A 12385-nucleotide genomic window follows, 5' to 3' on the forward strand; every position below is an offset into this window, starting at 1 on the left:
CATGTGGGTCGACACCCGTCGGGGGCGGGTCCGGGCGCGAACAGCGGCCCGGACCCGCCACCCGCTGGCGTGGTTTCACTCGATCCTGACCCGCAAACGCGGTGTTGCCGTCCAGACGCCGCCCGCCAGTGCCGGTGAGGTGCTCGAACGTCTCGTCGACATGCCGCTCAGCGTCTGGACCTACGGTTTCGATCACGAATCGGTGCGGCACCTGGGCCCGATGGCACAGGATTTCGCCACCGCATTCGGTCTCGGTTCCAACGACCGCCGCATCGCGATGGTCGACGCGAACGGGGTGTGCATGGCGAGCATCCAGGCCCTGTACCGGCGCGTCATCGCGCTCGAAGCGGAAGTGGAACGCCTGCGGAGGTAGCGTCCGAGTCCGGTTTTGCGTCCCGGCGTCCGCCCGGCCGCCACCAGTTGGCGTTGCCCAGCAGGTACATCGTGGCAGGCACCAGCACCATCCGCACGATCGTCGCGTCGATGAGGACCGCGGTCGCGAGGCCGACGCCCATCATCTTCACGGTCACGTCCCCGTCGAGCGCGAACCCGGCGAACACCGCCACCATGATTGCCGCGGCGCTCGTGATCACCCGGCCCGTCGACGCCAGTCCCTCGACGACGCTCCGATGCGAGTCGCCCGTGTCGAGCCAGCGCTCACGTATCCGGGAGAGCAGGAACACCTCGTAGTCCATCGACAGTCCGAACAGGATGGTGAACATCAGGATCGGCACCCAACTCGACACGGGAAGCGCGTGCGGAAGTCCGAGTAGCTGCGCGCCCCAACCCCATTGGAACACCATCACCATCACGCCGTAGGCGGCGGCCACCGACAGCAGGTTCATCACGGCCGCCTTCACCGCGACCACCGGCGCGCGGAACACGAACGTGAGCAGCACCACCGACAGTGCGACGACGAACGCGATCACCAGCCACAGCCGTTCGGCGAGGCGGGCGGAGATGTCGGCGAACGTCGCGGTGAGTCCGGTGGCGTGGACGCCGTCGGCCGCGTCGGACCGGATCCGCTCCAGCAGTTCGGTGCTGCGGGGGTCGCTGGGGCCGGTGGTCGGCTGCACCGAGATCAGCGCGGCCGTCGAGTCGGCGTTCATCAGCACGGGCGTCACCGAGGCCACCCCGGGTTCGGCTGCCAGTTCGCGCGCGAGGGCCGGAAGCTCTGCTGCCGGAACTTTGTTCAGGTCGACCGCGACCATCAGGGGTCCGTTGGCGCCGGGCCCGAACTCGGAGTCGATCAGGTCGTACGCCTGACGGATCGTGTTGGCGGCCGGCGCGCTGCCCGCGTCCTGCGGCCACGTCCGCATGCCCAGAACCGGCGCGGCCAGGAGGAGCAGCACCCCGAGCGCCGTCAGGGCCCACAGCCACGGGCGGCGGCTCACCCGGATCGCCCACCGTTCCGTCAGCGGCGACGTCGTGCGACGTTCGGCCCGGGCACGGGACCGCTTGCCCAGCACCCGCGTGCCCGCCAGCCCGCACAGTGCGGGAACCAGCGTGACCGAGGTGAGCATCACGATGCCGACCATCGCGAATGTGGCGTAGCCGAACGACGCGTACATCGGCAGCCCGGACAGTCGCAGCCCGAAGAGGGAGACGAGGACGGTGGTGCCGGCGAAGATCACCGACGTCCCGGCCGTGGAGTTGGCGGCCGCGACGGCGTCCCGCACCGACATGCCGGCCCGCAGTCCCTCCGTGTACCGGGTGACGAGCAGCAGCGCGTAGTCGATCCCGACGCCGATGCCGACCATCGTGGCGATGGTCGGGGCGATGGTGCTGATGCTGGTGAACCCGGCCATGATCGTGATGAGCCCCGACCCGATGCCGACGCCGACGAGTGCGACTGCCAGGGGCAGTCCGGCTGCCACCACGGAACCGAACGCGAACACCAGGATGATCAGCGCCAGGATCATGCCGACCGCCTCGGCGGTGCCCGACGGCGTGGAGATGTTCTCCGGCACCTGCCCACCCAGTTCCACCTGCAGCCCCTGCGCCTGAGTGTCGGCCACCGCGGCGTCGAGGGCGTCGACTCCCTCGCTGCCGTGGAAGTCGGTGACCGGGATGCGGTAGTTGAGGCTGATCACGGCCGTGTCGGAATCCTGGGACAGGCGGGGCGGCGACACGGAGCTCACACCGTTCACGTCGGCCAGCCTGGTGCCGAGATCGGTGAGGACCGCGGGGTCGAGCGGACCGCTGTCGGAGTGCACGACCACCCGGGCGTCCGCTCCCGACATCTCCGGGAATCGTTCACTCAGCAGATTCGTCCCCCGCTGCGACGGCAGACCGGGCACGTTGTAGTCGTCGTGGTTGGTGCCACCGAACGCGGACGCGGCGGCGAACACCAGGACGAGCAGCGTCAGCCACGTGGCGATCACCCGCCAGGGGTGGGCAGCGGCGGCCGAGCCGAGGCGCGCGAGCAGGGAACTCATGGGGGGGAGCCTCCAGGAAAGCCGGTTGGTTCTGTCGCCTCCGACTGTGCGCCCGGCGGCTAGTGGCCCACTTGGAACTCGCTTGGGTGGGTGGTCACCCGGGTGCGCGCGGCCTCCACCCAGGCCGGGCAGCCGCAACGTTCGGCCAGTTCGAGCGCCGCCGCGTAGTGGGTGCGGGCGTCCTCGGGCCGGTCGAGGAGCACCTCGAGGTCGCCGAGGATCGTGTCGACGGGGCCGACCGCGAACGCCGCCGTGTCGCCGCCGCCGATCCGGCCGCTGTACGGGCTCAGCTCCGCGTGCACGGCGGCCGCCTCGTCCCGTTCACCCAGCTGCGCGACGACGATGCCCCGCAGCGACATCATCAGGGAGTGGAAGAAGTCGCGGCGGACCGGGCGCAGGTGACGCCGGACCTCACGCGCCCGGTCCGGTTTGCCGTTGCCGAGTAGCGCGAGGGCGTGCAGATCGGCGATCACGTCCGTCGCGGCACTGTCGACGGTCTCGATCACCGCCTCCAGTTCCCCGGCGCGTCCCTCGGTCAGCCGGAGCGTGAACTGTGCGAGGGCGAAGACGCTGTCGGCGTCGAGACCCGCCCGGGTCATCAACTCGTGGCCGCGCCCGTAGTGTCGTTCCGCCGCGGCCAGATCGCCGGTGAGGTGAGCGACCATCGCGCGGCTCATCTCCCGGGTCGCCTGCGCCTGCTGGAACTGATACCGGTCCGCCAGCTCCGACTGGATGCCCATGTGGTGTTCGATCGCCGGGATGTCACCGTTGCCGGAGGCGATCTCGGCCAGCAGGTGGTGGCCCAGCATGGTGAACACGGGAAGCTGCGTCCGGTCGCCGATCCGGAGCAGCTCGTGGCCGATGACGTGGTCGCCGAGCGTGCTCGTCGGGGAGCCGGTGCCGGCGTGGACGGCGCAGAGCACCAGCCCGAGCAGCACCGGGTCGTCCAGGTCGCGGGCGAGAGTCTCGGCCTCCCGGACCGCGGAACCGGTGCGCTCGTGATCCTCCGCCCCGATCTCGTGGACGAGTGTCACCAGCAGCCGGCACCGCACCGCCGGTTCCAGTTGCTCGTGCCGCAGCAACGCCTCGAGCTGATCGACGACGGCCGTGTCCACTTCGCCGTATCGCCGATTGATCCACGGCGTCGGGGTGTCGACGAACGCGAGCACCCGGATCGCCAGGTCGGTGCGGCCCGCGTCCCGGGCGAGCGCGAGAGCCCGCCTCCGCGAACGGGATCCCGCCAGTCCGCTGCCGGCGGCGAGTTGCGTGCGGCTCAGTTCGGTGAGGAGTTCGACGCGCTCGTCCACGGACGCCACTGCGTCCGGCGGCAACCGGTCGGCCGCTCGAAGGGCGTTGTCGAGGAAGCCGATCTCCGCGTCGTGGGCGTAGCGATCGGCGGCCTGCGCCGCGGCCGCGACATTGTGGTCGAGTGCCTGCCGCGCGGTGGCAGCAGACAGCGCCTCCGTGAAATGGTGGGCGAGAGCCGCGACGTCGTGCGGCCGCAGCTCCTCGAGTGCCGTCCCGACCCGCGCGTGCCAGCGGCTCCTGCGCAGCCGGGTGAGGTCGGAGTAGAGCGTGTCGCGGACGAGGGCGTGCGTGAACCGGACGGTCCCGGCGCGCGGCTCGCCGAGAAGTCCGGCGATCACGCCCGATTCGAGTGCGTCGAACACGGCGTCCTCGTCGATTTCGGCGGCACGGGTGAGAACGTCGATGTCGGATTCGCGGCCCACGACCGCGGCCAGCCGGAGAACGGACACGGTGAGTTCAGGGAGATGGGCGATCCGCCGGCGCAGGACGTCCCGCACCCCCTCAGGCACCTCCGACGTGGCCACCAGTTCACCCTCACTGGCCAGGAGCCGGGCGCTCTCCTGCAAGTAGAACGGGTTTCCGCCGGTGCGGTCGGCGAGTGCGCGGAGGGTGTCGGGATCGGGGTCGCGACCCGCCACGTGCCGGATCAGCTCGGCCGAATCCTCGGGTCCGAGTCCGCCCAGGCGGATGCGTGTCGGCTGCAGTGACGCGAGATCGGCGAAGCAGTTCTCCAGGTTCGGGTCCACCTCGTCCGGGCGGAACGCGAGGATCAGCAGGATCGGCGACCGCTGCTGCGCGAGCCGCACGAGGATCGCCAGGGTGTCCTCGTCGGCGCGGTGGACGTCGTCGAGGACGACGGCGAGAGGACCGTGCTCGCGGACGGTCCCGATGTAGTCGGCGACGGCACGGTGCAGCAGGAACCGTCCGCTCGGAGCGTCCGGCCGCGCCGCGTGCGAACGGTCGTCGGAGAGCAGGGGTGCCAGCGCGGCCGTCTCGGTGCCGGGGTCGACTTTCTCGGCCAGTGCGCGCAGGATCTCCACCCACGCCCACGCGGGCGGGGCGCCGTCCACTTCGGGGCAGCGACCCACCGCCACCTGCCACCCGGCGGCGTGCAACGTTCGACGGAACCGGCGCAGCAGCGACGACTTCCCGGATCCGGCGTCGCCGCCCAGGAGGACCACGGGGGTGCCGGGGTCGGCCATCAGATCGGTCAGGGTCGCCATTTCCTCGCTGCGGCCGAGGAACCAGGGGTCCGGGGTGGTGTCGACGGGCCCGGCGGCGAGGGCGGGTGCGGGTGCGGCCGGGACGGTGCCGGTGAGGATCTGGCGTTCGAGTTCCGTCAGGGCGGGACCGGGGTCGAGGCCGAGTTCGTTCGCCAGCCGGCCGCGGGCCTCGCGTAACGCGGCCAGGGCGTCCGCCTGTCTCCCGCTGCGGTGCAGGGCCAGAGCGAGCAACCGCCATCCCTCCTCCCGGAGCGGGTGTTCCCGGGTGAGGGTCTGCGCGTCGAGCACGGCGCCGGCCGCATCGCCGCTCGCGAGGGCGGACGCCACCAGACGTTCGCGCGCGACCACCCGCAGTTCCTCGAGCCGGGCGATCTCGGCGAGAGCCCAGTGCTCGCCGGCCACCTCGGCGAACGCAGGCCCCCGCCACAGGCTCAGTGCGCGCTCGAGATCGGCTCGCCCGGTGTCGGCGGTAGACCGGATCAGGTTCTCGAACTCCCACGCGTCGACACCGGACGGGGGCAGGGTGAGCGCGTAACCCGGGGCCCGGCTCACCAGGACGGTGGAGTCCGCCCGGGGCGCGCGGTGCGGCTCCAGCGCCCGGCGCAGGTTCGAAATGTAGGCCTGAAGCGCGCCGACAGCCCGCGGTGGGGGAGCGCCGTGCCAGAGATCGTCGATCAGCCGATCCACCGGCACCACCTCGCCGCGCGCGACGAGCAGCAACGCGAGCACGGCGCGCTGGCGGGGGCCGCCGAGGTCCACCGCCCCCGATTCGTCCTCCGCCTCGAGCGTCCCGAGTACTCGAATACGCAGCATCGTTCAGCAAGCGTAAGCACTAGTGGCCTCCAAGTCCTCTCCAAGACGCCGAACCGACCCTGAATGCATGACTACGTCAACTGCTCACACCGTCCGCCCCGACACCCGCGAGATGGTGGTGGTCCACGACTGCTTCCGTCGGCAGTTCGCCGCGCTGCCCGCACTCGTCCGGGGTGTTCCCGCCGGCGACACCGCCCGGGCCGGGGAGGTGGTGACGTTCTTCGCGGAACTCGCCACCGCCCTGCACCACCATCACACGAGTGAGGACGACCTGCTGTGGCCGAAGCTGCTCGACCGCGCGCCCACCGACGCGGCGCTGGTGCTGCGGATGGAGGAACAGCACGAACGCATCTCCGAGCTGCTGTCGCGGGCGCAGTCGCAGGGTGCCGCGTTCACGGCGGACGCGGTGGACGGCGAACCGCTGGCGAAGACGCTGACCGCGCTGTCCGCCGCGCTCGACGAGCACCTCGGCGAGGAGGAGCAGCGGATCCTCCCGATGGCGGAGCAGTTCATGACGCTCGCCGAATGGCAGGAGATTGGCGATCGTGGCCGAGCGTCGATCCCCAAGGACCGGCTGCTGGTGTTCCTCGGCTTCATCCTTCATGGGGCGACCCCCGAGGAGCGTCGAATGTTCCTGTCGGAGATGCCCTTCGCGGCCAGGATGGCGTGGTCGATCCTGGGGCGTCGGGCATTCCGCAAGGACTACCGGCGGATCTACGGCACCGAACCGGCCGCCTTCTGACGCCGGATCACCCTGCGCCGCAGCCGGCCCCGGCTGGTGCGCTCCCAGAGGCTGGGTGGTGTGCGCTCGGGATCCATCAGTTCGTTCTCGGCCAGCGGACTGTCTTCGTCCTCGACCGTCTCCGGCTCGAACTTCTCGAGGGTCCGGCCGCCGCCGCGCAGTGCCTCCACGGTGCCCAGGAACGACGTCTCGGTCAGCGTGTCCTCGAACAGCCCGGCCGGGACACCGAGGTGCTCGCAGACGAGCTGACGGCGAATTCCGAGAATGGTCTGCCGCAGCTCCTCACCGTTCGCTGTGTCCGCGGTGACCTCGACCGCCAGATCACACTCGGTGTCGAACCCCATCGACCGGTTGTTGAGGTTGGACGAACCCACGCGCAGGAGCCGGTCGTCCATCACCAGCACCTTGGCGTGGACGTAGATCGGCTCACCGCCCGGCGTGACGGGGTAGTAGACGCCCAGCCGGTTCCCGGTATCGGCCTGCCAGAGCAGGTGCAGCAACCGGCGGCGGGCGCCGTCCATGGCCTTCTGCTCGAGCCAGCCGTCGGCATTGCGCGGCAGCACCAGCACGATCTCCGGTCCGTCCGGTTCCTGTAGTCGCGCGGCGATCGCCTCGGCGAGGGTGCGGGAGGCCAGGTACTGACTCTCGATGTACAGCGTCCGCTCGGCGCCCGCGATCGCAGCCAGATACAGGGCCTCGATCTCCCGGACCTCGTCCCGATCGGCGAGCTCCGGCAGCGTGCGCGCGATGCCCACGTCGACGGAGCGCATCGCCGGCTTCAGCCCCTCCGGCCACGGAGTCCTCCCCGCGATCTCGTCGACGGGCGCCAGATCCTGCCCCGTTGCCGCCTTCCACCGGGTGCGGGCGAGCTCGCCGATGGCCTTCGCCGCGTCCCCGTCGACGGCGGTTGTCGCGTCGTGCCACGGCCCGTACCGCTTGCCGTTCGGCTGCGTCCGGTAATGGTTGCGGTCCCGATGTTCCGGGGTGTCCCACCGGTCCACGGTCATGTCGATGCCGCCGCAGAACGCGAGCGCGTCGTCGATGACGACGATCTTCTGGTGGTGCGCCGAGCCGACGGGGTGGGCGGCGTCGAGTTCGAAGTGCAGGCGGCGGTCGGTCACCCAGTTGACCACGAAGATCGGCGTCATGCCGCGCCCGATCGCGGTAAAGGCCCCGATGTTCCATTTGAGCAGGTAGATGTCGAGATCGGGGCGTTCCCGCGTCAGCCAGGCCAGGAACCGGCCGAGCTGGTTGGGGCCGTCGAGCGTCTTCTCGTCCGGCTCGAACTTGATCCTCGTGTCGAAGTCCCAGCCGATGAGGATGATGCGCCTGCGAGCCTGCAGCATCGCGGACTTGGCATGGCGGAAGTAGTCCGCCGCATCGACGATGCACGCGAGACGATCGGCGTGGGCAACCTGCCAGCACGTGTCACCGGGAGTCAGGATCGTGCCGTCGTCGCTCATGTGTTTTCCGCTCTCCCGGTCTCGTTCGTCCACCCCGTCCCCTGCGGGTGGACGATTCACAGTACTGCGCCACCCCCGCGCAGCTACCGTTGAGAGGTGCGGAGGTGGTGGCGCATCGTGGCGTTGCTCGCACTGGTCAGCGTGCTGTGGGCACCAACTGTCGGTGCGGTTCCGTTGCGGGCCGGTTCGAGCCCCGGCACGGTCGTCGCCTCGTCCGAATTGCCGGCGGAACTCTGGCTCCGCGGAACCGGCAGTGCCTACCGGATGACATATCTGACCACCGACCGGCACGGCATCACCCCGTGCACCGGGATGGTGTTCGTGCCGCCCGGTTCACCGCCCGCCGGAGGCTGGCCCGTCATTGCGTGGGCGCACGGAACGGTCGGGGACTCCGACGCCGACGCACCGTCCGTGACCGGAGTCGACAGGGAATCCTCCGACTACGTGAGCAGCTGGCTGCAACTCGGTTACGCCGTGGCCGCCACCGACTACGTGGGCCTGGGCACCCCCGGGGTGCCGCCCTACCTCGACGGGAAGGTCGCCGGGCGCAGCGTCGTGGACTCCGTGCGCGCCGCCAGGGCGATCGATGCCGATCTCTCCGCCACGTGGATGGCGGTCGGACTGTCCCAGGGCGGGCAGGCCGCGGTGTTCGCCGCACACGCTGCCACGACGTACGCGCCGGAACTCGACTACCGCGGGGCAGTCGCGAACGGGGTGCCGTCGAACATCGAGATGGTGGCGGACTGGAGCGGTCCGTCGTTTCCGCCGCAGGGCCTCGCCGGTCTCACCGTGTACATCTCGTACCTGATCGCCGGGGTCCGTGACGCGTATCCCGAACTGGACATCGACAGCTACCTGACCCCGGTCGGGAAGCAGTTCGTGGACGCCGCTCCCGAAGTGCCGTTCCGGCAGTTCGCGGCCATGACCCGCAACGTGTCGGTGGCGCAGATGCTGTCGCGGGCACTCGACGTCCCGGCGCTGCAGGACGCGTTGCGCGAATATCTCGAGGTCCCGGTCGCGGGTTACGACCGACCGCTGCTGCTCGTCCAGGGGGTCACCGACGCGTCGGTGCCGATCCCGCTGACGGAGAAGCTTGTCGCCGAGATGCACAGTGCAGGAACCGATCTCGACTACCGCGTGTATTCGGGCGGTCACTTCGGCAGCATGTACCAGGCCGGCCCCGACCAGGCGGCGTTCGTCGCCTCGCTGATCAGGTAGGGCGTTCGGATCCGGCCGGCACGCCGAGGTGCCGGGTGAGTTCGCGGGCCGCGGCCTGCCCCGCCCGGTTCGCACCGATCGTCGACGACGACGGGCCGTAGCCCACGAGGTGAATCCGCGGATCCGACGCCACTTGGGTGGCCAGGCGCCCCGTCATCGTGATCCCGCCGCCCGGCCCGCGCAACCGCAGCGGCGCGAGGTGATCGAGGGAACTGCGAAAACCGGTGCACCACAGGATCACATCGACCTTCAGCTCGCGGCCGTCCGACCACCGGACCCCGTCCGCGGTGATCTCACTGAACATCGGTTGCCGCGCCAGCACCCCGCGTTCGCGGGCGGCGCGGATCGCAGGCGTCACGGGCAGTCCCGTCACCGACACCACCGAACCCGGCGGCAGCCCGCGCCGGACCCGGTCCTCGACGAGAGCGACGGCGGCACGGCCGATCTCGGGCGTGAACGGCTCGTCCCGGAACTCCGGTGGGCGGCGCGTCACCCACGTGGTGGTCGTGACGCGGGAGATCTCGTCCAGCAACTGCACCGCCGAGATGCCACCGCCCACGACGAGCACGTGCTGTCCCGCGAAGTCCTGCGCCGAGGCGTAGTCCTTGGTGTGCACCTGGCGGCCGGTGAACGACTCGGCGCCGGGGTAGCGGGGAATGAACGGGCGTTCCCACGTACCCGTCGCGTTGATCAGACCGCGGGCCGACACGACGCCGCGGTCGGTCTCGATCCGCAGACGCTCGCCGCGCGCACACACCACCCGCGTGTGCACGGGACGGTGCACCGGCAACTCGAACTGTTTCTCGTATGTAGCGAAGTACTGGGGAACCGCGGCCGCCGCATGCACCAGCGCGGCCTCCGGGTCGTTCGGGTACACGCCGATCGTGTCGGCGAAGCCGAGCCCGGGAAGGTCGTGAACACCGTTGACGGTGCTCAGTGTCAATGACGGCCACCGGAACTGCCACGCGCCGCCGGGCCCCGGGGCGTGATCGAGCACCACGAAACCGGACTCCGGTTCCACCCCGAACCTGCGCAGATAGTAGGCGGCAGACAGCCCCGCCTGCCCCGCGCCGATCACGGCCACGTCCACATCGCTGTTCATGTCGGTCCTCACCTCCACCCTCACAACTACCGGAGAGCCTCGTGTGTTCCGGCCGATTCGGCTGTGGTTGGCTGAAGACGTCCAGTCGGGTGGGCAGGGGAGAATTCGTCAGTGGACAGCAATCACGAAGAAAGCGAGTGGACATGATCGGGACGAGTCGTGACGGCGACGTCTTCACCCTCGAACTGCAACGCCCCGACCGTCGCAATGCGTTGAACACCGAGATCTGCGAACTCCTGCGGGAGGAGACGGAGAAGTCCGTCACCGACGGCGCGCGGGTGATCGTCCTCACAGGGCAGGGCAGCGCGTTCTGCGCCGGCGCCGACCTGTCGGGCGACGTGTACGCCGACGGATTCACGGACACCCTGCTCGAGATGCTGCACACCATCGACTCGGTGCCCGTCCCCGTCATCGCCGCAATCAACGGCCCCGCGATCGGCGCGGGCAGCCAGCTGGCGCTCGCCGCGGACCTGCGTGTGGTCGCTCCCGAGGCGCGCTTCGCCATCCCGGCCGCCAAGCTCGGGATCTCCGTGGACCGGTGGACGGTGCACCGTCTGGCCGCCCTGATCGGCGGCGGACCGGCACGAACGATCCTGCTCGGTGCGGAGGAGGTCGGTGCGGACGAGGCACTCGCGCACGGCCTCGCCAACAAGCGCGGCGACCTCGCCGTCGCACAGCAGTGGGCGCACTCGATCGCGCGCCTGGCGCCGCTGTCGCTGCAGCACCTCAAGATGGTGCTCAACGACGACGGCACCCAGAGCCCGCCGCCGCCCGAGCAGCTCGCGGCGTTGCATGCGGCGTGGAAGAGCTACGACGCGCAGGAAGCGCGCGCGGCACGCGCCGAGAAGCGTCCGCCGGTCTTCCGGGGTCAGTAGCCGCTCGCCGCACCTTTCCCGCACGCGTGGTTACAGTTGTCGGGGTGAAAGCGATGAACGCTGTGACGACTGTTTTGGCCACCGCCGCCCTCGGGTGGCTGACGCGGGCTGCGTGGGGGCTTCCGTCTCAGATCGGTGCGTCGCGTGCCAAGGTGCGCCCGTACGCCGCGACGTCGCCGCGGTACCGCGACCGGCAATTCCACAACACCGATCCGAGCAGCATGATGCTGCCCGGATCGGAGACCGGGATCGTCAAGGCACTGATCACGCGGGGCAGCGCGGGACGCCCGCGCAGGCCGATCCCGCTCGCGACACCCCTCGCGCCCGTCGAGGCCGCCGACGCAGCGGTCACCTGGTACGGCCATTCGAGCGTGCTCGTCGAGGTCGACGGGTTCCGGGTGCTGGCCGACCCGGTGTGGAGTCATCGGGTGTCGCCGTCCGCGATTCTCGGTCCGTCCCGCATGCACCCGACCCCGGTCCCGCTGGCCGACCTGCCCGTTCTGGACGCGATCGTCGTCTCGCACGATCACTACGACCACCTCGACATGGCCACCGTGCAGCAACTCGCCGCCACGCAGAAGGCGCCGTTCGTCGTTCCGGTCGGGCTCGGTGCGCACCTGCGGCAGTGGCGGGTGCCGGAGGAGCGGATCGTGGAACTCGACTGGGACGAGTCGACCACGTTCGGCGCACTCACGCTCACGTGCACCGAGGCCCGGCACTTCTCCGGGCGCGGGCTGGTACGCAACACCACCCAGTGGGCGTCGTGGGTGCTCGCCGGACCGAACCGGAAGGTGTTCTTCGGCGGCGACAGCGGGTACACGCCGCGGTTCGCCGACCTGGGCCGCCGGTACGGGCCGTTCGATCTCACGCTGCTGCCCGTCGGCGCCTACGACACGCGGTGGGCCGACATCCACATGAACCCGGAGGAGGCGGTGCAGACCCACGTCGACCTCAACGGCGGCGACGGCACCCGCGGTCTGCTGGTGCCGGTGCACTGGGCCACGTTCAATCTCGCGTTCCACTCGTGGTCCGAGCCGATCGTCCGGCTGCTCGCGGCCGCGCAGGAGAAGGGCACCCCGGTGGCCGTGCCGATGCCCGGACAGCGCATCGACGCGTTGAAGCCGGCGGCCCAGACACCGTGGTGGTCCGCGCTCGGCTGAGTCCGGCGCGCATCCCCTCCGAGCGAAGCCTCGTTGCGTAGCC

General features: G+C 70.4%; 9 protein-coding genes. 5 read left to right on the forward strand and 4 right to left on the reverse strand.

What is annotated here, in order from left to right; translation table 11 throughout:
• Position 1: 1 nt before the first annotated feature.
• Positions 2 to 373 (forward strand): hypothetical protein, encoded by a 372-nt coding sequence (locus tag HGB39_RS19210; protein ID WP_005260537.1) that lies wholly within the window; start codon positions 2 to 4, stop codon positions 371 to 373.
• On the opposite strand, the gene HGB39_RS19215 is transcribed toward HGB39_RS19210, so the two are convergent.
• Together HGB39_RS19215 and HGB39_RS19220 are read right to left on the reverse strand one after the other, a co-directional pair.
• Positions 333 to 2438, reverse strand: coding sequence for an MMPL family transporter (locus HGB39_RS19215; RefSeq protein WP_054246014.1), 2106 nt, complete (start codon positions 2436 to 2438; stop codon positions 333 to 335). The genes HGB39_RS19210 and HGB39_RS19215 overlap by 41 nt on opposite strands.
• A 59-nt stretch (positions 2439 to 2497) precedes the next feature.
• Positions 2498 to 5782, reverse strand: coding sequence for an ATP-binding protein (locus tag HGB39_RS19220; protein ID WP_054246015.1), 3285 nt, complete (start codon positions 5780 to 5782; stop codon positions 2498 to 2500).
• A gap of 67 nt (positions 5783 to 5849) precedes the next feature.
• On the opposite strand from HGB39_RS19220, the gene HGB39_RS19225 reads away from it, so the two are divergent.
• Positions 5850 to 6524 carry a hemerythrin domain-containing protein gene (locus HGB39_RS19225; RefSeq protein ID WP_043790590.1) on the forward strand — a complete coding sequence of 225 codons (675 nt, stop codon included), beginning with the start codon at positions 5850 to 5852 and terminating at the stop codon, positions 6522 to 6524.
• Here HGB39_RS19225 and HGB39_RS19230 read toward each other — a convergent pair.
• On the reverse strand, positions 6497 to 7987 hold the full coding sequence (locus HGB39_RS19230) for a phospholipase D-like domain-containing protein (RefSeq protein ID WP_005568489.1): 1491 nt from the start codon (positions 7985 to 7987) through the stop codon (positions 6497 to 6499). The genes HGB39_RS19225 and HGB39_RS19230 overlap by 28 nt on opposite strands.
• 117 nt (positions 7988 to 8104) lie before the next feature.
• Here HGB39_RS19230 and HGB39_RS19235 point away from each other — a divergent pair, with 117 nt between their 5' ends.
• The gene (locus HGB39_RS19235; protein ID WP_043790588.1) at positions 8105 to 9205 is read left to right on the forward strand and encodes a lipase family protein; all 1101 of its coding nucleotides are present in this window, start codon (positions 8105 to 8107) and stop codon (positions 9203 to 9205) included.
• Here the strand turns inward: HGB39_RS19235 and HGB39_RS19240 are convergent.
• Complete coding sequence (locus HGB39_RS19240) at positions 9198 to 10307, reverse strand: NAD(P)-binding domain-containing protein (protein WP_043790586.1); 1110 nt, start codon at positions 10305 to 10307, stop codon at positions 9198 to 9200. The genes HGB39_RS19235 and HGB39_RS19240 overlap by 8 nt on opposite strands.
• 143 nt (positions 10308 to 10450) lie before the next feature.
• Here HGB39_RS19240 and HGB39_RS19245 point away from each other — a divergent pair, with 143 nt between their 5' ends.
• Together HGB39_RS19245 and HGB39_RS19250 are read left to right on the forward strand one after the other, a co-directional pair.
• Entirely contained in the window at positions 10451 to 11182 is a 732-nt protein-coding gene (locus HGB39_RS19245; protein WP_005244016.1) for an enoyl-CoA hydratase, read from the forward strand.
• A 53-nt stretch (positions 11183 to 11235) separates the two neighbouring features.
• Complete coding sequence (locus HGB39_RS19250; RefSeq protein WP_043790584.1) at positions 11236 to 12342, forward strand: MBL fold metallo-hydrolase; 1107 nt, start codon at positions 11236 to 11238, stop codon at positions 12340 to 12342.
• Positions 12343 to 12385: the final 43 nt, after the last annotated feature.

Source organism: Rhodococcus opacus (assembly GCF_012396235.1).
Taxonomy (GTDB): domain Bacteria; phylum Actinomycetota; class Actinomycetes; order Mycobacteriales; family Mycobacteriaceae; genus Rhodococcus_F; species Rhodococcus_F opacus.

Bases quoted from the DNA above. Each gene is read 5' to 3' on its own strand.
- HGB39_RS19210 (WP_005260537.1), top strand. From the start codon at position 2: ATGTGGGTCGACACCCGTCGGGGGCGGGTCCGGGCGCGAACAGCGGCC.
- HGB39_RS19215 (WP_054246014.1), bottom strand. From the start codon at position 2,438: ATGAGTTCCCTGCTCGCGCGCCTCGGCTCGGCCGCCGCTGCCCACCCC.
- HGB39_RS19220 (WP_054246015.1), bottom strand. From the start codon at position 5,782: ATGCTGCGTATTCGAGTACTCGGGACGCTCGAGGCGGAGGACGAATCG.
- HGB39_RS19225 (WP_043790590.1), top strand. From the start codon at position 5,850: ATGACTACGTCAACTGCTCACACCGTCCGCCCCGACACCCGCGAGATG.
- HGB39_RS19230 (WP_005568489.1), bottom strand. From the start codon at position 7,987: ATGAGCGACGACGGCACGATCCTGACTCCCGGTGACACGTGCTGGCAG.
- HGB39_RS19240 (WP_043790586.1), bottom strand. From the start codon at position 10,307: ATGAACAGCGATGTGGACGTGGCCGTGATCGGCGCGGGGCAGGCGGGG.
- HGB39_RS19245 (WP_005244016.1), top strand. From the start codon at position 10,451: ATGATCGGGACGAGTCGTGACGGCGACGTCTTCACCCTCGAACTGCAA.
- HGB39_RS19250 (WP_043790584.1), top strand. From the start codon at position 11,236: ATGAACGCTGTGACGACTGTTTTGGCCACCGCCGCCCTCGGGTGGCTG.